Genomic DNA, 18,915 nt, shown 5'->3' on the forward strand with positions numbered 1-18,915 from the left:
GGTCGCCCTCCTCAGAACGGCTTCACGATCGCCAGGATCACGATACCGATCATCAGCAGCGTCGGCACCTCGTTGACCACCCGGTAGAAGGTCGGCGCCCGGGTGTTCCGGTCGGCCGCGAAGTCCTTGACCATGCGCGCGAACCAGCCGTGCAGGCCGCTCATCGCGAGCACCAGCGCGAACTTGGCCTGGAGCCAGCCCTGCGCGTAGGCGCCGCTCATCCAGGCGAGGGTCAGGCCGAGCACCCAGGTCGCGATCATGGCCGGAGTCATGATCGCCTTGGCGAGGCGCCGCTCCATCACCTTGAAGGTCTCGCCCTGCGGCGAGCCCGCCGGCAGGCCCGCGTGGTAGACGAAGAGCCGCGGCAGGTAGAGCATGGCGGCCATCCAGGCGATCAGCGCGACGACGTGCGCGGCCTTGATCCAGAGATAGAGCATCGGTCTCCCGGCAGGACAGAGATCCAGGGATCACGCGCCGAAGCGGTGGCCGGTGCGGCGCCGGCAACGATGCGGCCCACCGATCCAAGCAGAATCGAAACGCGCCATCCTGCTCAGCGCCGCAGCCGCGCGAGCATGCGCTCGACATGGGCGATCGGCGTCTCCGGCGTGATGCCGTGGCCGAGATTGAAGATGTGGGGCAGGCCCGCGGTCGCGGCGAGGATCGCGTCGACCGCCGCGTCGAGCGCCGCCCCGCCCGCGATCAGCGTGTGGGGATGCAGGTTGCCCTGGGTGACGGCGCGCCCCGGCAGCCGCCCGCGCAGGGCGGCGAGGTCCACGTCCCAGTCGACCCCGACCGCGTCGGCGCCGGTCGCGGCGAGCGTCCGGGCATGGCCGTCGAGGCCGGTGCCGCGCGGGAAGACGATGACGCGCGCCCCCGGCACCCGCGCCCGCAGGCCGGCGACGATCCGGGCGATCGGCCCGAGGCTCCAGCGGGTGAGCGCGTCGCCGGCCTCGCCCTCCGGCATCCCCGGCAGGGTGCCGCCGTGGCTCTCGAAGATCTGCACGGCGTCCGCCCCCGCCTCGATCTGGCGGGCGAGGTACTCGGTCGAGACCGCGACGAGCCGCTCGATCAGCCCGTCGAGGAGCGCCGGATCCCGGGCCGCCAGGGCGCGGGCCGGGGCGAGGTCGGGGGTGCCGCGCCCGCCGATCATGTAGCTCGCCACCGTCCAGGGCGCGCCGCAGAAGCCGAGCAGGGTGGTCTCGCGGGGCAGCGCCGCGCGCAGGCGGCTCACCGTCTCGAAGACCGGGGCGAGGTGGTCCATCACCCGCGCGTCGCCGGCCCCGCGCAGGGTCCCGAACGCCGCCGGGTCCTCGAGCGCGTCGAGGCGCGGCCCCTCGCCCTCGACGAAGCGCACGCCCTGGCCGAGGGCGTGGGGCACCACCAGGATGTCGGAGAACAGGATCGCCGCCTCGAAGCCGAAGCGGCGGATCGGCTGCAGCGTGACCTCGGTGGCGAAATCCGGCGTGTAGCAGAGGTCGAGGAACGAGCCGGCCTTCGCCCGCAGCTCCCGGTATTCCGGCAGGTAGCGGCCCGCCTGCCGCATCATCCAGGCCGGAGGAGGGGACAGGCTCTCGCCGCTCAGAACCCGCAGGACCGGCCGCGCCTCGCGCTCGCTCTCGCCCATCTCCCCCGCGCCTCCCCCAAAGCCCCTCGGCTTCCCCCTATGACCGGAGAGCGGCCAGGATACCAGCCCGACGCGTCGTCGCCCGCCCGCCGGCCCTCCGCAAGCCGGTCCCGGCGCGACCCTCTCGGACGAGAAAAAAAGAAGGAAAGAAAGACTCTTGAGTCTGATTCTTCTTCTGGACCCCCGAATCCCGGGGGGTGCGCGGCGTCCACACCCCATCCCCACCGCGGCGCCGTTAAGAGGCCTTTAACGGATTGGCTCTAGGTTTCAGGGATCGCGAGGCTCGCGAGGAGCTTGCCCGGGGGAGCGGCGCGGAATCGCCGGGCGCGTCCCGGATTCTCCCACGCGGCCCGTCCTGCCTCAGCGCCGCCGCGCGCCTGTTGACGGCGGAGTCGACAAACCGCGCGCCTCCTCGCCTGGACCTGGCTGATCGGCCGGATTATCCACACTGATCGACTCCCTGAAGGCCGAATGTGGACGAACACGCGGCGGGACGTCGGCCCCGGGGAGCGATCGTGGTCCGCAGCTACTTCCATCTCCATCTCGTCTCCGACTCCACCGGTGAGACCCTGATCAATGTCGGGCGCGCCGCCGCCGCCCAGTACGAGGGCGTCTCGGCCATCGAGCACGTCTATCCCCTGGTGCGCTCCGCCGCGCAGCTCGAGCGGGTGATCAACGAGATCGAGCAGGCGCCGGGGATCGTGCTCTACACGCTGGTCGGCCAGGACCTCACCGAGCGCCTGGAGGAGGCCTGCCGGGCCACGAGCTCGCCCTACCTCTCCGTGCTCCAGCCGGTGCACGGCCTGCTGCAATCCTATCTCGGGGCGCATTCGACGGCGCGGCCCGGCGCCCAGCACATGCTGAACGCCGAGTACTTCAAGCGCATCGACGCGATGAACTTCACGCTCGCGCACGACGACGGCAACCTGCCGCTCGACCTCGACGAGGCGGACGTGATCCTGCTCGGCGTCAGCCGCTCCTCGAAGACGCCGACCTCGATCTACCTCGCCAATCGCGGCCTGAAGACCGCCAACATTCCGCTCGTGCCCGGCGTGCCCCTGCCGCCGGGCCTGGAGGCGGCGCGCAAGCCCCTGGTCGTCGGCCTCCTCGCCTCGCCCGAGCGGATCGTCCAGATCCGGCAGAACCGGCTGCTCAGCCTCAAGGCCGACGATTCCACCGCCTATGTCGACCGCGAGGCGGTCGCGAACGAGGTGGCGGCCTCGCGCCGGCTCTTCGCCAAGCACCGCTGGCCGGTGATCGACGTGACCCGCCGCTCGATCGAGGAGACGGCCGCCGCCATCGTCGAGTTGCACCGGGAGCACCGGCTCAGGTTCATCGCCGAGTAGCGCCGCGGCGGCCGAAGGGCCTCGGCCAAGGTGCCTCGGCCTCACGGCCAAGGTGCCTTGGCCTCACGGCCAAGGTGCCTTCGCGCGGCCATCTTCGGGGCCATCAATCGCGGCTCTCCACCGCAAGGGGCGCTCGCCGATGACCTCCCTTCCTCCCCTCCCGTTCGCGCCGGGCCTGCGCGTCGTGCCCGCCTCGGGTCCGGTCCTCGACCTCGCCACCGTCGAGGAGGCGCGCCGCTTCGTGGAGCGCGAGCGCCTTCCGGTGGTGCGCTCGGGCATCCACTGGCTCGACGTGCACAAGCGCCTCCTCCTCGCGCAGGCGACCCGGCGGGAGGCCGACGTGGAGGCCGCCCGCGCCGCCCTGGCGGAGGCCCTCCGGCGCGACGCCGGCGGCCGGCTCACGCTGGCGGCCTGACCAGGGCGGGTGCGCCGCGCGGTCGCCCCCGAACCGGCGGCCGCTGCGCTGCGCGACGCGGGGCCCGGGCGCTTGCGGTTTCGTCCGGAACCGGCAGAGAGTGCCGCATGGTTCTCTCCGGTTCCGGCCCATGACCGCCCCGCCCGCCCCGGCGCTCTCGCCCTGGCGGGGCTCGGCCCCGCTCCTCCTCGCCTCGGCCAGCGCGACCCGCCGCGCCCTCCTCGAAGCCGCCGGGCTGCCGGTCGAGACGCGCGCGTCCGGCATCGACGAGCGCGCCGTCGAGGCGGCCTGCGGCGGCCTGCCGCCCGCCGACCTCGCCCTCGCCCTGGCGGAGGCGAAATGCGCCGCTGTCGCCCGGGACGCGCCCGGGCGGGCGGTGGTCGGGGCCGACCAGGTGCTCGATCTCGACGGCACGCTCCTCCACAAGCCGGCCGATCTCGGGGCGGCGCGGGCCCATCTCGCGGCGCTGCAGGGCCGCAGCCACGCGCTCCATTCCGCCGTGGCGCTCGCCCTCGACGGGGCTGTGGCGGAGCGCTTCGTGGTGAGCGCCCGCCTGACCCTGCGCCCGCTCGACGGGGCGGCGATCGACGCCTACCTGGCGGCCGCCGGGCCGGCCGTCGCCGCGAGCGTGGGCGCCTACCAGCTCGAAGGGCTCGGCATCCACCTGTTCGAGCGGATCGAGGGCGACCACGCGACCATCCTCGGCCTGCCGCTCCTGCCCCTCCTCGCGCGCCTGCGGGCGCGGGGTCTCCTGAGCTTCTGACCCATGACCTCCCTCCCATGACCTCCCTCCCATGACCTCCCTCCCATGACCCCCCTCCCATGACCCCCCTCCCATGACCCCCCTCCCATGACCTCCCTCCCATGACCTCCCTGCCGAAGGCCTTCGTGGTCGGCCACCCGATCGCCCATTCCCGCTCCCCCCTGATCCACGGCCACTGGCTCGCGGCGCACGGCCTCCCCGGACGCTACGAGCGGGTCGACGTGGCGCCCGAGGCCTTCCCGGCCTTCCTGCGGGACTTCCCGGAGCGGGGCTTCGTCGGGGGCAACGTGACCATCCCGCACAAGGAGGCGGCCTTCCGGGGCGCCGCTCTGCTGACCCCGCGGGCCGAGCGCATCGGGGCCGTCAACACCCTGAGCCTCGACGCCGCGGGCCGGCTGCACGGGGACAACACCGACGCGCCGGGCTTCCTCGCCCATCTCGACGCGAGCCTCGGCGCGGATTGGCCGCGGACCACCGGGACCGACGCGGGCCGGGCCGTCCTGGTGCTCGGGGCCGGGGGCGCGGCCCGCGCCATCCTGGTCGGGCTCCTGGAGCGCGGCCTGCCGCATCTGCGCGTCGCCAACCGCACGGCCGCGCGCGCCGAGGCCCTGCGCGCCCTCGACCCGGCCCGGATCGAGGCGGTCGCCTGGGCGCATCTCCCGGCGCTGACGGGCGGGACGGGGCTCCTCGTCAACACCACCTCGCTCGGCATGGCGGGGGCGGGCGCCCTCGACCTCGACCTGTCGGGCCTGCCGCCGGAAGCGGCGGTCGCCGACATCGTCTACGTGCCGCTGGAAACCCCGCTCCTCGCCGCCGCGCGGGCGCGGGGGCTGCGCGCGGTCGACGGGCTCGGCATGCTGCTGCACCAGGCGGTGCCGGGCTTCGCGCGCTGGTTCGGGGTGACGCCGCACGTCACCCCGGAGCTGCGGGCCCTCGTCGTGGCGGATCTCGAGGGGCGCCGGTGACCCGGCCCTTCATCCTCGGCCTGACCGGCTCGATCGGCATGGGCAAGAGCGCCACGGCGGCGATGTTCCGCGCCCGCGGCGTCCCGGTCCACGACGCGGATGCCTGCGTGCACGCCCTCTACGGGCCGGGCGGCGAGGCGGCGGCGCGGATCGGCGAGGCCTTTCCCGGCACGCTGGCGGCGGACGGCGCGGTCGACCGCGCGCGCCTGCGCGCCGCGGTGCTCGACCGCCCCGACCGCCTGGGGCGGCTGGAGCGCCTCGTCCACCCGCTGGTCCGCGAGGCGGAGGCCGCCTTCCTGGCCGCCCATGCGGGGGCGGACCTCGTCGTCCTCGACGTGCCGCTGCTCTTCGAGACCGGGGGCGAGGCGCGCTGCGACGCGGTCGCGGTGGTGACCGCACCGGCCGAGGTGCAGCGCGCCCGCGTCCTGGCCCGCCCCGGCATGACCGAGGCGACCTTCGCGGCGATCCTGGGCAAGCAGATGCCGGATGCCGAGAAGCGGCGGCGCGCCGACGCCCTCATCGAGACCGGCGAGGGCTTCCCGCGCGCGCAGGCCCAGGTCGACGCGCTGATCGCGGCGGTGCGGGCCGGGGCCCTCGCGCGGCGGCCTTGAGCCGAACCGGCGACCCCTGCGGCGAACGCGGCCGAGGCCTCGGCGGACGGGCATCGGGCGCAGGGCCGGGGAAAGGATTTCCGGTTATCCGGAGCGGACCACCACGGGGAGCCGGCATGCTGCGCGAGATCGTCCTCGACACCGAGACCACCGGGACCGACGCGAAGACCGACCGCCTCGTCGAGATCGGCGGCATCGAGCTCCTCAACCACATTCCGACCGGACGGGAATTCCACCGCTACATCAACCCGCAGCGCCCGGTCTCGCAGGGCGCGCTCGCGGTGCACGGCCTCGCGGACGCGTTCCTGGCCGACAAGCCGCCCTTCGCCGCGATCCTGCCGGCCTTCCTCGATTTCTGCGGCGACGCCACCTTCGTCATCCACAACGCCGCCTTCGACGTCGGCTTCCTCAACGCCGAGTACGCCCGCCTCGGCGACGCGGCCCCGCCGGCCATCGACCTCGCGGGCGTGGTCGACACCCTGGCGCTCGCCCGGCGCAAGCATCCGAACGCCGCCAACAATCTCGACGCGCTGTGCGCCCGCTACGGGATCGACAATTCCCGCCGCACCAAGCACGGGGCGCTCCTCGACGCCCAGATCCTGGCCGAAGTCTACATCGAGCTCCTCGGCGGCAAGCAGACCAGCCTCGGCCTGACGCTCGACGTGGCGAGCACCGTCCGGGTGGCGACCCTGGGCGGACCCGCCGCCCACGTGCCCCGCGCCGTGCGCAGCCGCCTGACGCAGGCCGAGCGCGAGGCCCACGCCGCCTTCACGGCCGGCCTCGGCGGCGGCGCGATCTGGCGCGACTACATCGGCGAGGACACCGCCGGATAAACTCAGGGTGGGTATTTTGGCCGGGGCGCGAACCCGCGCCCGGGCGGGACGTTGGGCCGGGGTCGAGACCCCGGAGAGAGACGCGAGCCGATGGCCCTGCCCAGCGACAAGCCCGAGAGAACCACCAATCGGGTGCGCCCGGCCCTGTTCGGGCTCGTCCTGCTGGTGATCGCGGTCGCCCTGGTGATCTACGCGATGGGCTTCAGCCCCCGGGGCTGACGGCCGGGAAGCCGTAGAGCCGGGCCGGGTTCTCCACCAGGACGCGGTGGCGGGCGGCCTCGTCCGGCACCCACTCGGCCAGGAGGTCGAGGAGGTCGCCGACATTCGGCATCGGATCCCACTGCGCCACGTGCGGCCAGTCCGAGCCCCAGACGCAGCGCTCGGGCGCCGCCGCCATCAGGGCGCGGGCGAAGGGCACCGTGTCGGAATAGGGCAGGGGCTGCGCGCTCATCCGGTAGGCCCCCGAGAGCTTCACGAAGGCCCCGTCCCGCACCAGCCCCACGAGGGTCCGGAAGCCCGGATCCTGCGTGCCGCAGCCCGTCGGCATGTGCCCCATATGGTCGACGCAGAAGGGCACCGGCAGCCGCGACAGCCGGTCGGCGAGCGGCGGCAGCTGGCGGGCGTCGATCAGGAATTGCAGGTGCCATCCCATCTCGCGGGCGAGCGCCCCGTAGGCCTCGACCTGATCGAAGCCGATGCCGCCGCCGTACAGGACGTTGAGGCGCAGGCCCACCACGCCCGCCTCCTTGAGGGCCGCGAGGTCGCGATCGGGCAGGCCGAGGGGGATCACCGCGATGCCGCGCAGCCGGCCCGGATGGGCGCGCAGGGTCTCGACCATCAGCCGGTTGTCGGTGCCGTGGACGCTCACCTGCACCAGCACGCCGTAGGTCATGCCGGTGGCGTCCAGCATGGCGAGGTAGGCCTGCGGGGTCGCGGTGGGCGGCGTGTAGCTGCGGGCGGCCACGAAGGGGTAGGCGGGGGGCAGCCCGATCACGTGGGCGTGGGTGTCCGTCGCGCCGGCCGGCACCGCGAAGCGGCGGGCCGCGCGGGGATGCGGGTCGGGGCCGGGGCAGTCGCGGATCTCAGGCATCGGCGTGCAGCACCTTCCCGCGCGTCTCGGGCAGCGCGAAGGCCGCCAGGAAGAACACCCCGTAGGCCGCGGCGGCGAAGATCGCGATCGCCGAGGCGAGGGACATCCCGGCCGAGAGGTAGCCGACGAGGGCCGGGAACAGGGCCCCGATGCCGCGGCCGAAATTGTAGCAGAAGCCCTGGCCCGACCCGCGCAGCCGCGTCGGGTAGAGCTCGGTCAGGAAGGCCCCCATCCCCGAAAAGTAGCCCGAGGCGAAGAAGCCGAGGGGGAAGCCCAGCACCCACAGCACGGCGTTCGAGAGCGGCAGCTGGGTGTAGGCCAGGATCACCGCGATGGCGCCGAGCGAGAAGATCAGGAAGAGGGGCCGGCGCCCGAGCCGGTCGGCGAGCCACGCCCCCACGAGGTAGCCCGCGAAGGAACCGACGATCAGCGCCGCGAGGTAGCCCGTCGAGGAGACGATCGAGAGGTGGCGCTCCGTGGTGAGGAAGCGCGGCAGCCAGGTGGTGATCGCGTAGTAGCCGCCCTGGCAGCCCGCCGCCATCAGGGAGGCGAGCAGCGTGGTGCGCAGCATCGGTCCCGAGAAGATTTCCCAGAGGGAGGGGCGGTCGCCCGCCGCCGCGGCCCGCGCCCGCGTCTCGGCCGCGACCTGCGGCTCCTGCACGTAGGCCCGCAGGTAGAAGACCAGCAGGGCCGGCGCCGCGCCGATCACGAACATCCAGCGCCACGCCGTCTCCGGCGGCAGCGCGGAGAACAGCACCGCCTGGGCCAGCACGGCGAGGCCCCAGCCGACCGCCCAGCCCGACTGCACGGAGCCGACGGCCCGGCCGCGATACTGCGCCCGGATCGTCTCGCCCATCAGCACGGCGCCCGCCGCCCACTCGCCGCCGAAGCCGAGGCCGAGGAGGGCGCGCGCGACGAGCAGCTGCGTGAAGTCCTGCGTGACGGCGCAGACGAGCGAGAAGACCGAGAACCACAGGATGGTGATCTGCAGCGTCAGGACCCGGCCGATCCGGTCGGCGAGGTAGCCGGCGAGCCAGCCCCCCAGCGCCGAGGCGAGCAGCGTCACGGTGGCGGCGAGCCCCGCCGTGCCGGCATCGACGCCCCACAGCTTGATGATGGTGCCGATGACGAGGGGGTAGATCATGAAGTCCATGCCGTCGAGCGCCCAGCCCGACGCGCAGGCCCAGAAGGTGCGGCGCTCCGGCACGGTCATGTCCCGGTAGAACGCCGCGAGGCTGGCATCCTCCACCGGCACATTGAGGGCGTCGGGCTCGCCCGCGGGGGCACGCGTCTGCGTCGAACTCATCGGGCGTTCCTCGACTTGGTTCGATCCGGGCCGATCGCCGGCGGTGAGAGCGGCGCCCGCCTCCCGTCGCGTCCGACGGCTTTCCGGGGCGGGACCGCTGCGCGCCCCGCCGTCCCGTGCTCTAGCCCCCCTGCCGCGCCGTCAGGCAATCCCGCCCGCTCCCCGGGGCGCGTCGGCGGCACCAGGCCGAAGATCGGCTCGCTGCGGCCCTCGTCGTTATCCTTTGTTAAAACATCCTGTCGGCCGCGCCCGGAGGGCCGGAATAAACCGCCCGAAGAGAGGTCGGCCGGCCGGTCTGATGCCCCAGAATCGGCCGTCTGGAACCTCGCCCCCGCGGCGGGCGGTTCCTTGGACATCCGTATGCCCTACCCCTGTATACAATGGGGTTCAATCTAGACTGGGAAAACGGACTCACGGCCTTGTCTTTTTCTCCGCGATTACCTAAGGCCAGAATCGTTCTTTGGTTCACCAAGCCTTAAGGTCATGGGCGCATGGACGGCACAAGCGACAAACGGGAATCGGCGATCACGCTCACGGCCGACGTGATCTCCGCTTATGTCTCCAACAACCACGTGCAGACAGGGGAGCTCGTCCGGCTGATCCGGGAGGTGCACAGCGCCCTCGTCGGAATCGCCGAGGGGGTCAGGCCGGCCGAGCCGCCCCAGAAGGCGACGGCGGCGGAGATCCGCCGCTCGATCAACCACGACTTCCTCATCAGCTTCGAGGATGGGAAGCCGTACAAGACGCTCCGGCGCCACCTGACGATGCGGGGGCTGACGCCGGAGAGCTATCGCCGGAAGTGGGGCCTGCCCCCCGACTACCCGATGACCTCGGCGAGCTATTCCGAGCAGCGCTCGCAGCTCGCCCGGACGCTCGGCCTCGGCCAGCAGCGCCGCCGCCGCGGTCAGGCGGAGGCGGCCGGAGGGACCTGAGGCGAGCCGCCCGCCTCCCGCCCGCGGGCGGGAGGCGGGTCGGCGACCCGACGTCCCTCGGCCCTGCCCGGGCCGTCCTACTTCGCCTTCGCGGCCAGGGCGGCCAAGCCGGAATCGTAGATGCCCTGGATGGCGCCCTTGGCGGTGGCGTCGTCGGCGCCCTTGGCCTTGAAGGAGCCGGACCAGCTCACGGTCGAGCCGCCCCCCGCGGGCTTGACCGCGATGGTCGATTCATAGCCGGATACCGGCAGCGGGCTCTCCAGGATCGTGTAGGTGTAGCTCATCGCCTTGTCGTCGCGGCGCACCTGCTCCTCGACGATGGTGCCGCCGCCCTTGAGGCTGAGCGTCCGGATCGGCTTGCCGCCCTTCTCGGAGAGGACGCATGTCTCGACGGCGGGGTGCCACTGCCCGATGCCGCAGAAATCGCCGATCGTGGCCCAGACCTTGGCGGGCGGGGCGGCGATGTCCTGGGTCTTGGAGGCTTCGAGGGCGAGCGCGGGAAGCGCCGACAGCGCCAGGAGCGCGGCGGCGGATGCGACGGTCTTGATCATGCGGGGTTCCTCCGGCGGAGGGGCCTCGGTGGCGGGCCCCTCCCGCGGGGGCTCAAACTAGAGCATTCCCGGGCCGGGAGAACTCCATTGTCCGCCAGACAATAGGACGAGATCCGGCGAGGCTCAGAAGCGCCCGCCGACCCCGACCGCGCCGCCGGAGCCGAGGGAGGGCTGCAATCCGCCGCCCCCGCCGCCCGACGGCTTGTAATCCTCCAGGTCCTCGCGGCGGATGCGGCGGGCCTGGGAGTCCGCGCCGCCGGCCCCGCGGGCCGCGGTCGGGATGTTGAGGCGCCGCGTCGGCTCGCTGGCCACCACCTGGTCGGGATCCGTCGCCGCCGCGCTCCGGGCCGGCGTGCGCAGATCCGCGCGGGCGGAGGGGGGCGGGCCGATCTCCCCCGCCGGGAGGACGCCGCCGGTCTGGGAGAGCGGGTTGTTGACGCAGCCGCCGAGGAGCGCCGCCGCGGCGGCGAGGCTGATTCCGGCGAGCCGGGCTCTGGTGCGGACGAACATCGGTCTCCCCGCTGGTCTCGTCAGGGTCCCGGTCAGCGCAACCGGGTCAACCCCATTCGGCTCCTCCTAACGGCCGGTTGCGGCAAAGGCCAGACGGCAACCCGGGCCGGGGCCCGATCCCCGCCGGCCGTGGTGACGGCGACACGCCGCCGGCTCCCGATCCGCGCCGTGCCGCGCGCGCAAGCGCCCTTGCCCGCGCCCTTGCCCGCGCCCTTGCCCACCTGGCCCGGTGCGTGCATTCGTGCTCGCTGCGCGCCGCCCGCGAAGACGCTCCCGGACGAAGAGGCTCCGCCCATGATCCGTCGGCCTGCCGTGACGCTGTCCACGGCCCTGCTCCTCGTCGGGGCCGTGCCGGCAGTGCGGGCCCAGACCCCGGCGGCTCCCCAGGCGCCTTCGGCCGGCGCGCAAGCGCCCGCGGCCAGCATCCCGTCGCCCGCGGCCAGCATCCCGTCGCCCGCGGCCAGCATCCCGTCGCCCGCGGCCAACGCGCCGGCGGCCGGTCCGCAGGCGCCGACGGCGAGCGCACCGGATTTCGCCCGGCTCGAAGCCGAGCAGAGCGCCGCCAACGGCAAGCCCGGCCCGCGGACGGTGCCGGGCCGGCGCATCCCGGTGCCCGGCACGGTCAGCCCGGAATTCCAGGCGGCCATCGCGGCCCCGTACCGGTCTCCGGCCTGGAACGCCAACCCGGACGGCGTGGCCGAGTGGAAGGCCCTGGTCGCGCGGCTCGCTGCCCAGGCGGCCGCCTCCCTGCCGGCCCTGCGCGAGCGCCTCGGCGTGATCGCGACCCCGGAGGTGATCGGGGGCGTGAAGGCCTGGATCATCGCCCCCCGGGACCTGCCCGAGCGCAACCGCAACCGCCTCCTCGTCCACATCCACGGGGGCGGCTACGTCCACAACCCGGGCGAGGCCGGCACCGTCGAGGCGGTGCTGATGGCGGCGTTCGGCGGCTTCACGGTGATCTCCTTCGACTACCGCATGCCGCCGGACGCGCCCTTCCCGGCCGCCCTCGACGACGCGATGGCGGTGTGGAAGGCCGCGCTCACCCTGCAGCGCCCCGAGAACATGGCGGTGTTCGGCACCTCGACCGGGGGCGCCATGACGCTCGCCCTGATGCTGCGGGCCAAGCAGGAGGGGGTGGCGCTGCCCGCCGCCATCGCCCCCGGCACGCCCTGGTCGGACCTCACCGAGACCGGCGACAGCTACAAGGCCAACGAGTGGCTCGACAACGTGCTGGTCTCCTACGAGGGCACGCTCACCCACGTCGCCCGCCTCTACGCCGCCGGGCACGACCTCAAGGACCCGCTCCTCTCGCCGATCTACGGCGATTTCCGCGGCCTGCCGCCCGCCATCCTCACCACCGGCACCCGCGACCTCTTCCTGTCGAACACGGTGCGCACCCACCGCAAGCTGCGCCAAGCTGGCGTCGAGGCCTCCCTCCAGGTCTTCGAGGGCCTGAGCCACGCGCAGTACCTGTTCAACCCGGACGCGCCCGAGACCCGCGAGGTCTTCGGCGAGATCGCGGCCTTCTTCGACCGCACCCTTGGGACCGAGCCGCGCGGGCCGTAGGGGCCGGCGGGCCCGAGGCCCCCGGCGGGCCTCAACCGGCCGGGTCTCCCGCCCCGCCCTGCCGCACGGTGCGCAGGGCCGCGGCCGTGAGGTCGCGGATGCGGCGGATCCCGGCGAGCCGCTCCTCCAGCGGGATGCCCGCCTTCGCGGCCTCCTCCAGATCCCGGCAGGTCTCCGAGAGGCGCGGGCAACCGAGGAGGCCGGAGGTCGAGATCAGGGCGTGGGCCTCCCGCGCCACGCGCTCCCGGTCCGCCCCATCCTGGAAGGCGGCGTCGAGCTGCGCGATCAGCCGGTCGAGCAGCCGCGCCGCGCCGGCCTCGCCGACGAGGTCGAGCGTGTCCGCGTAGGCGTGGCGGTCGTGAATCGGCAGATGGGCGAACCGCGGATCGGCCGAGGGGAGGGGAGGGACGTCTTCCATCAGGACATCCTGTGCCGCGAGGGGGCCCGAGGGGCCGGCGGCTAAGATAGGGTGCTTGGCCGCGGGCGCCACGTCCCCGCGCGTCGTCGAACCGGGCCGCTGCCGGTCGGGCGTGAGGAGCCGCCGCATCAACTCGGCGCACGGCCCCGGCCTGTTCCTCGGTTCCTCAGGAGGATGTACGCCGTTCAGCATAGTCCACCCGTGCGAGAACGAGATTATGCTGGTCGAATCGGGGGGTGCCCCGGAATTTACACTTATTTAAGCGTGCTAATCCAATTTCTAACCATGGGTCACGCGCCCTTGGGAAAACCGTTATGAAACTCCGCAACATCAAGGTTCTGGGTAAGCTCATCAGCGTCATCCTGCTGATCGGCGCCATCGTGGGCAGCGTCGTGTGGTACGCCCAGGGCCGAATGAGCTACATCGACGATGCCTATACGCGGCTGATCGGCGAGGAGGAGAACGCCACGGCGACGACGCATCGGCTCAACCGGATGATCTTCGAGCTGAACTACTGGGCCTACCGGGTGATCGCCGAGACCGAGGAGGCGCAGATGGCGCACGCCGATGCCGGGTTCCAGGCGGCGCTGCCGGAGATCGAGAAGGCGCTCGAGGCCCTGCGCCGGCAGGCTCCCCGCTACGTGGCCTGGGCCGACGAGCAGCGGAGCCTGATCCAGCGCTTCGTGAGCGAGGTGAAGGAGGTGCGCCGGCTCGGGATGGCGAACCGCAACGCCGAGGCGCTCGCCGTCGTTCACCGCGCGGTCGATCCGATCTTCGACGCGCTCGTGGCGGGCGGCGAGGCCCTCGCGGGCGAGATGTCGGCCGTGGCGAGCCGGCGCGACGAGGAGCTCACGGAGGAGACCAACGCGACCCGCCGCAGCCTGATCGTCGTCAGCGCACTCGCCCTGCTCGTCGGCATCCTCGCGGCGATCGTGGTCGGGGTGATCGGGATCACGCGGCCGATCGGGCGGCTCGTCGGGGTGCTCGAGCGGATGGCCGCCGGCGAGATCGACGCCGAGATCGCCGAGGCCCGGCGCGGCGACGAGATCGGCGCCATCGGCCGGGCCGTGGAGCGGATCAAGACGATGGTGGCGCGGGCGGCCGCCGACGAGGCCGAGCGGCGGCGCGTCGCCGAGGTGGCGGCCGCGGCGGCCCGCCGGGAGGCCATGACGAGCCTCGCGGTGGAGTTCGAGCGGGCGGTCGGCGGCATCGTGGGCCTCGTCTCCTCCTCCGCCACGGGGCTGCGGGCCACGGCCGAGACCATGGCGGCGGCGGCGAGCGAGACCGCGCTGCAATCCTCCAGCGTCGCGGCGGCGGCCGAGGAGGCGTCGACGAATGTCGGCACGGTGGCGGCGGCCGCGGAGGAACTCGGCACCTCCGTGCAGGAGATCGGCCGGCAGGTCTCGGGCTCGGCCGGCCTCGCCCAGGTCGCGGTGGGCGAGGCGGAGGAGACGGGGCGGCTGGTGCAGCAGCTCAGCCAAGCGGCGACCCGGATCGGCGACGTGGTCGGGCTCATCTCCTCGATCGCGAGCCAGACCAATCTCCTCGCGCTGAACGCCACGATCGAGGCGGCGCGGGCCGGCGAGGCCGGGCGCGGCTTCGCGGTGGTGGCCGCCGAGGTCAAGGAGCTCGCCAGCCAGACCGCCCGGGCGACGAGCGACATCTCGGCCCAGATCGGCCAGATCCAGGACGCGACCGGCCAAGCCGTCTCGGCGATCGGCTCGATCTCGGCCCGCATCCGCGAGATCAGCAGCGTGTCGACCACCATCGCGGCGGCCGTGGAGGAGCAGGCGGCGGCGACCCAGGAGATCGTGCGCAACGTGTCCCAGGCCTCCACCGGCACCAGCACCGTCACCTGCACCATCGCGGGCGTGGCGGGCACGGCCGAGCGGACCGGCGGCGCGGCCGCGCAGGTGCTCGCCTCGGCCGGCGAGCTCTCGCACCAGTCGGAGCGGCTCGGGGCCGAGGTCGCCCGCTTCCTGGCGAGCGTGCGGGCCGCCTGACTCACACGCTGTCCGGACGATCACGTCCGGACAGCGTCTGCCAAGCCCGCGCGGCGCGTGAGCGAAGCCCCAATCCGCCATCCCGAAGGGATCGAGCGGATTGGGTATGCCAAGCCCGCGCGGCGCCTGAGCGAGGCCCCAATCCGCCATCCCGAAGGGATCGAGCGGATTGGGTATGCCAAGCCCGCGCGGCGCCTGAGCGAAGCCGACATCCGCATGGCGGACGCAATCCGTCGGATGTCGAATCAGGGGCCGAGCCGCGCCCCCGCAGCCGCGCTCAGCAGCACCACGAGCCAGGGCGGGGCGCGTCCGACGGTCAGGAGCACGAAGCCGGTCGCGGCGACCGCCATGTCGCGGGGGGAGTGGACGGAGCTGGTCCAGACCGGGTCGTGCAGGGCCGCGGCGAGGATCCCGACCACGGCGGCGTTGGTCCCGCGCATGGCGGCCTGGGCACCGGGCCGCGCCCGCAGGGCATCCCAGAAGGGCAGGGTGCCGAGCACCAGCAGCAGGCCCGGCAGGAAGATCGCCGCCAGCGCGAGCGCCGCCCCGGGAACTCCCCCCGGAGCCCCCTGCAGCACGGCGCCCAGATAGGCCGCGACCGTGAAGAGCGGCCCCGGCACGGCCTGGGCGGCGCCGTAGCCGGCCAGGAACGCGTCGGTGGTGACGAAGCCCGGCCCGACCAGGGAGGCCTGCAGCAGCGGCAGCACCACGTGGCCGCCGCCGAAGACCAGGGCGCCCGCCCGGTAGAAGGCGTCGAAGGCGGCGAGCGCCCCGGAGCCGGTCAGCGCGGCCAGGAACCCCGGCAGGACCAGGAGCGCGGCGAAGAGGGCGAGGGAGGCGAGGCCGGTCCGCCGCGAGACCGGGAAGGCGGCGGCGTGCCCGGAGCCCGCGCCCGGCCCCCGGCAGAGGAGGAGCCCGCCCGCGGCGCCGAGCGCGATGGCGCCGAGCTGGCCCGCGGCGCCGGGCAGCAGCACGACGAGCCAGAGCGCGGCGAGGCCGAGGCCGGCGCGGGGCCGGTCGGGCGCGAGGGTCCGCGCCATGCCCCAGACCGCCTGCGCCACCACCGCCACCGCGACGAGCTTCAGCCCGTGCAGCACCCCCGCCGCCAGGGGGCCGGGGGCCGCCCCCGCCCCCAGGGCGACCGCGACGAGGAGGAGGGCGGAGGGGAGGGTGAAGCCCGCGAAGGCCGCGAGCCCGCCCGCCAGCCCCCCGCCGCGCAGGATGCCGAGGGAGAACCCGACCTGGCTCGACGCCGGCCCCGGCAGGAACTGGCACAGGGCCACCAGGTCCGCGTAGGCCGCCTCGTCGATCCAGCGGCGGCGCAGGACGAGTTCGTCGCGGAAATAGCCGAGATGCGCGATCGGGCCGCCGAAGGAGGTTAGGCCGAGCTTGAGGAAGGCGGAGAAGACCTCCGCCAGCTTACCGTCCGTACTAGTGCGCATGTGACCGCTAAGCCCCTTGCATGCCTGAGGAAGGCACAGCCCGTCGTCCGTAATGGGCCGCTGGAACTCGCCCAAATTCGCGATTACGGTGTGGGTAGGAACGTGAGAACAGCAAGTATGACCGGGAAGCTTTCCGCCGTGAGGGTCGCGAAGCTGAAGACGCCGGGGATGTACGGCGACGGTGGCGGCCTGTGGCTACAGGTGACAGGCAACGGCGCCAAGAGCTGGATCTTCCGCTTCACCCTGCGCGGCAAGGCGCGGGCTATGGGGCTCGGCTCAGCCTCGACATTCTCGCTCGTGGAGGCCCGCGACAAGGCACTTGTCTGCCGAAAGTTATGCGCCGAGGGAGTCGACCCGATTGAGGCGCGAAAGGCGGAACGGCAAGGTCTCGCGGCTAAGGCGGCGCACGCGATGACGTTCCGCCAGTCTGCCGAAACCTACATCGCGACGCACCAGGCTGGCTGGCGAAACGCCAAGCACACCACGCAGTGGAGCACGACACTGGAGACCTACGTTCATCCTGTGTTCGGTGACTTGCCCGTGGTGGCGGTGGACACCGGGTTGGTGATGAGGGTGCTGGAGCCGATCTGGACGAACAAGTCTGAGACCGCCAACCGGTTGCGAGGGCGGATCGAAGCCATCCTGGATTGGGCTCGCACCCGCGGGTATCACACTGGTGAGAACCCCGCACGTTGGCGCGGCCATCTTGAAAATCTATTGCCGGCCCGGTCCAAAATCCGGCGGGTGGAGCATCACGCCGCGTTGCCCTTCACCGACATACCGCAATTCCTGACAACGCTGCGCACCGGCGACAGCATTGCCGCCCACGCCCTTAAGTACACAATCCTGACTGCCGCACGCACGGGCGAGGTGCTGGATGCCCGGTGGGGCGAGATCGACCTCGTGGGTGGTGTGTGGACCGTACCGGCACAGAGAATGAAGGGCGGCCGGGAACATCGCGTCCCGCTCTCCGGCCCGGCGCTTGCGATACTGATGGCCATGGCTGAGCTCAGGACCGGCGACTTCGTATTTCCGAGCGTCCGGAGCGGTGGGCCGTTAGGCGCCAGTGCTCTGCGGAGGCTGCTCCGAACCATCAATTACGCAAACGTCACTGTTCACGGCTTCCGGTCCTCGTTCCGCGACTGGGCGGCGGAGATAACAGACTTCCCATCCGAAGTTGTCGAAGCTGCATTGGCACACACAGTCGAATCCAAGGTAGTGCGCGCCTATCGCCGCAGCGATCTGTTTCAGAAACGGCGCGAGCTGATGGATGCGTGGGCGAGGTACTGCATGCCCCAAATAGCAGCTTGAGACCATGAGTAAACCATGGAATGAAACTTTTAGCCACGATTTGCGAGATCAAGTCGCTGCAGCATTGAATAAACTGGATGTAGTAAAAGACTATACAGAGATGCAGGCGGAAGTTTTAGCGTTCTTCATTTCAAGGCAAAAGGCTGATCATAACTGGTTCAAGCCGCAAGGCCGCAGCGGTGTTGATGATGAGTTGCGTGATTTGGATGATAATTTCACTAAACTTAGAGACACGATAAAAAACATACACGAGCCTACAAGCCGGCTGTTGCGAGAATCAGGATTAATACCGGACACGCTTCTAGTCATATTAGAAGAATGCATAGAAGTATGCCGATCTATAGATACTTCTCACGTTCCGATTAAGGTCGGAAGAGGTAAAGCGAAATCTTTAGATCAGGCTTTAGCAGATTTATTGGCAGATACTTATGCCATGATAACAGATAGAGAGCCGACGATATCGACAAGAACCAGCGACGGCAAGCCGTACGGGAAATTTTACAACCTTGTAAGGGATATTTTTGCTATCGCTGGTGTCAAGGCAAGTCCGGAGAACTGTGCCAGGCAAGCGATAGAGCGACGCAAGCAGCACCGCGAGGGGTAGTGCGGCACAAGTGCCGCTATGGGGAAAAAGGGGGGGCAAATACCCCTCTTAACTCCTTTTGCGGCCCGGCTGATCGCCGGCTAGGTCTTCCTCATCCGCCGACACCGTGGCGGACACGCAAGGACAGCAGCCATGAATTGCGACAGAGTTCCGGCGCCGCAGAGAGACCTGCGAGCGTCAACCCCCAAGCTCGCCTTTACGATAGAACAAGCATGCTACGCCCTCGGGCTTGGTCGAACGACCATCTATGACTTGCTCGCTTCAGGAAAGCTCAAGGGGATCAAGGTTGGAAATCGTCGTCTGATACTGAGCGAGAGCGTGCACAACTTCCTGGCGGCGGCTGCGCAGGGGGCCGCCTGAGCCATGAAAAATCCTGCACATGTGGCGGACTGCGTCGAGAGATATCTGGTTAACGAAGCGCCCCAGCAATCCCTCGAACGAGCCCCCGGCCGGGTGCTCGCCCGCACCTCGACGCGGCCGGCGGTGCGCCCGGTTCCAATGCCAACCGACACCTTCGACATCGGAGAGTTGCGCCGCGAGCGCCTGATGCGGGCCGGTGCGAGCGCCGCCGTCACAGCCATGCTTGCGGCGGTGGTATACGGGGAGGCCCGTTGATGAATGCCGG

At 71.7% G+C, this 18,915-nt stretch carries 21 protein-coding genes; 13 read left to right on the forward strand and 8 right to left on the reverse strand.

Annotated elements, in window-relative coordinates; genetic code table 11:
• Window positions 1–11: 11 nt before the first annotated feature.
• Window positions 12–437 carry a protoporphyrinogen oxidase HemJ gene (gene hemJ, locus MET2598_RS0122490; RefSeq protein WP_018262436.1) on the reverse strand — a complete coding sequence of 142 codons (426 nt, stop codon included), beginning with the start codon at window positions 435–437 and terminating at the stop codon, window positions 12–14.
• Window positions 438–550: 113 nt separating this feature from the next.
• Window positions 551–1,624 carry a uroporphyrinogen decarboxylase gene (gene hemE / locus MET2598_RS0122495; RefSeq protein ID WP_012330987.1) on the reverse strand — a complete coding sequence of 358 codons (1,074 nt, stop codon included), beginning with the start codon at window positions 1,622–1,624 and terminating at the stop codon, window positions 551–553.
• Between the two features lie 515 nt (window positions 1,625–2,139).
• Here hemE and MET2598_RS0122500 point away from each other — a divergent pair.
• The 7 genes from MET2598_RS0122500 (at window position 2,140) to MET2598_RS43455 (ending at window position 6,776) form a co-directional block, all read left to right on the forward strand.
• Window positions 2,140–2,970 (forward strand): pyruvate, water dikinase regulatory protein, encoded by an 831-nt coding sequence (locus MET2598_RS0122500; protein WP_018262437.1) that lies wholly within the window; start codon window positions 2,140–2,142, stop codon window positions 2,968–2,970.
• 139 nt (window positions 2,971–3,109) lie between these two features.
• Window positions 3,110–3,385 (forward strand): hypothetical protein, encoded by a 276-nt coding sequence (locus MET2598_RS0122505; RefSeq protein WP_012330985.1) that lies wholly within the window; start codon window positions 3,110–3,112, stop codon window positions 3,383–3,385.
• A 130-nt stretch (window positions 3,386–3,515) separates the two neighbouring features.
• Window positions 3,516–4,148 carry a Maf family protein gene (locus tag MET2598_RS0122510; protein ID WP_018262438.1) on the forward strand — a complete coding sequence of 211 codons (633 nt, stop codon included), beginning with the start codon at window positions 3,516–3,518 and terminating at the stop codon, window positions 4,146–4,148.
• A gap of 101 nt (window positions 4,149–4,249) precedes the next feature.
• Window positions 4,250–5,113: a shikimate dehydrogenase gene (locus MET2598_RS0122515; protein ID WP_018262439.1), complete on the forward strand. Its 864-nt coding sequence runs from the start codon at window positions 4,250–4,252 to the stop codon at window positions 5,111–5,113.
• Window positions 5,110–5,724 carry a dephospho-CoA kinase gene (gene coaE, locus MET2598_RS0122520; protein ID WP_018262440.1) on the forward strand — a complete coding sequence of 205 codons (615 nt, stop codon included), beginning with the start codon at window positions 5,110–5,112 and terminating at the stop codon, window positions 5,722–5,724. Before MET2598_RS0122515 ends, coaE begins: the two co-directional genes overlap by 4 nt.
• Before the next feature lie 116 nt (window positions 5,725–5,840).
• Window positions 5,841–6,557 (forward strand): DNA polymerase III subunit epsilon, encoded by a 717-nt coding sequence (dnaQ, locus tag MET2598_RS0122525; protein WP_012330981.1) that lies wholly within the window; start codon window positions 5,841–5,843, stop codon window positions 6,555–6,557.
• Between the two features lie 90 nt (window positions 6,558–6,647).
• Window positions 6,648–6,776, forward strand: coding sequence for a hypothetical protein (locus MET2598_RS43455; protein WP_012330980.1), 129 nt, complete (start codon window positions 6,648–6,650; stop codon window positions 6,774–6,776).
• Here MET2598_RS43455 and MET2598_RS0122535 read toward each other — a convergent pair.
• On the reverse strand, window positions 6,760–7,647 hold the full coding sequence (locus MET2598_RS0122535) for an amidohydrolase family protein (RefSeq protein ID WP_018262441.1): 888 nt from the start codon (window positions 7,645–7,647) through the stop codon (window positions 6,760–6,762). The genes MET2598_RS43455 and MET2598_RS0122535 overlap by 17 nt on opposite strands.
• On the reverse strand, window positions 7,640–8,953 hold the full coding sequence (locus MET2598_RS0122540; RefSeq protein ID WP_018262442.1) for an MFS transporter: 1,314 nt from the start codon (window positions 8,951–8,953) through the stop codon (window positions 7,640–7,642). Before MET2598_RS0122540 ends, MET2598_RS0122535 begins: the two co-directional genes overlap by 8 nt.
• Window positions 8,954–9,444: 491 nt before the next feature.
• Here MET2598_RS0122540 and MET2598_RS0122545 point away from each other — a divergent pair, with 491 nt between their 5' ends.
• Window positions 9,445–9,885, forward strand: a complete 441-nt coding sequence (locus MET2598_RS0122545) for a MucR family transcriptional regulator (protein ID WP_012330977.1) — start codon at window positions 9,445–9,447, stop codon at window positions 9,883–9,885.
• Window positions 9,886–9,962: 77 nt separating this feature from the next.
• On the opposite strand, the gene MET2598_RS0122550 is transcribed toward MET2598_RS0122545, so the two are convergent.
• Window positions 9,963–10,436, reverse strand: a complete 474-nt coding sequence (locus MET2598_RS0122550) for an SRPBCC family protein (protein ID WP_018262443.1) — start codon at window positions 10,434–10,436, stop codon at window positions 9,963–9,965.
• Window positions 10,437–10,559: 123 nt separating this feature from the next.
• Window positions 10,560–10,946, reverse strand: a complete 387-nt coding sequence (locus tag MET2598_RS0122555; RefSeq protein WP_012330975.1) for a hypothetical protein — start codon at window positions 10,944–10,946, stop codon at window positions 10,560–10,562.
• A 294-nt stretch (window positions 10,947–11,240) separates the two neighbouring features.
• Between MET2598_RS0122555 and MET2598_RS0122560 the strand changes: the two genes are divergently transcribed.
• A complete protein-coding gene (locus tag MET2598_RS0122560; protein WP_026190884.1) occupies window positions 11,241–12,512 on the forward strand; it encodes an alpha/beta hydrolase in 1,272 nt (423 codons plus the stop codon).
• A 31-nt stretch (window positions 12,513–12,543) separates the two neighbouring features.
• Here MET2598_RS0122560 and MET2598_RS37135 read toward each other — a convergent pair whose 3' ends face one another.
• Complete coding sequence (locus MET2598_RS37135; RefSeq protein ID WP_018262445.1) at window positions 12,544–12,930, reverse strand: Hpt domain-containing protein; 387 nt, start codon at window positions 12,928–12,930, stop codon at window positions 12,544–12,546.
• A 314-nt stretch (window positions 12,931–13,244) separates the two neighbouring features.
• Between MET2598_RS37135 and MET2598_RS0122570 the strand changes: the two genes are divergently transcribed.
• Complete coding sequence (locus tag MET2598_RS0122570) at window positions 13,245–14,933, forward strand: methyl-accepting chemotaxis protein (protein WP_012330972.1); 1,689 nt, start codon at window positions 13,245–13,247, stop codon at window positions 14,931–14,933.
• Between the two features lie 245 nt (window positions 14,934–15,178).
• Here MET2598_RS0122570 and chrA read toward each other — a convergent pair whose 3' ends face one another.
• Window positions 15,179–16,375, reverse strand: a complete 1,197-nt coding sequence (gene chrA, locus MET2598_RS0122575) for a chromate efflux transporter (RefSeq protein WP_018262446.1) — start codon at window positions 16,373–16,375, stop codon at window positions 15,179–15,181.
• 117 nt (window positions 16,376–16,492) lie between these two features.
• Here chrA and MET2598_RS0122580 point away from each other — a divergent pair, with 117 nt between their 5' ends.
• The 3 genes from MET2598_RS0122580 to MET2598_RS43860 all read left to right on the forward strand — a co-directional run bounded on the left by MET2598_RS0122580 (window position 16,493) and on the right by MET2598_RS43860 (window position 18,650).
• Window positions 16,493–17,686 (forward strand): tyrosine-type recombinase/integrase, encoded by a 1,194-nt coding sequence (locus MET2598_RS0122580; protein ID WP_018262447.1) that lies wholly within the window; start codon window positions 16,493–16,495, stop codon window positions 17,684–17,686.
• Window positions 17,687–17,690: 4 nt separating this feature from the next.
• Window positions 17,691–18,290: a hypothetical protein gene (locus MET2598_RS41465; RefSeq protein WP_157182240.1), complete on the forward strand. Its 600-nt coding sequence runs from the start codon at window positions 17,691–17,693 to the stop codon at window positions 18,288–18,290.
• 132 nt (window positions 18,291–18,422) lie between these two features.
• Window positions 18,423–18,650, forward strand: coding sequence for an excisionase family DNA-binding protein (locus tag MET2598_RS43860; protein WP_084673912.1), 228 nt, complete (start codon window positions 18,423–18,425; stop codon window positions 18,648–18,650).
• Window positions 18,651–18,915: the final 265 nt, after the last annotated feature.

Origin of the sequence: Methylobacterium sp. WSM2598, assembly GCF_000379105.1 — a bacterium.
Lineage (GTDB): Bacteria > Pseudomonadota > Alphaproteobacteria > Rhizobiales > Beijerinckiaceae > Methylobacterium.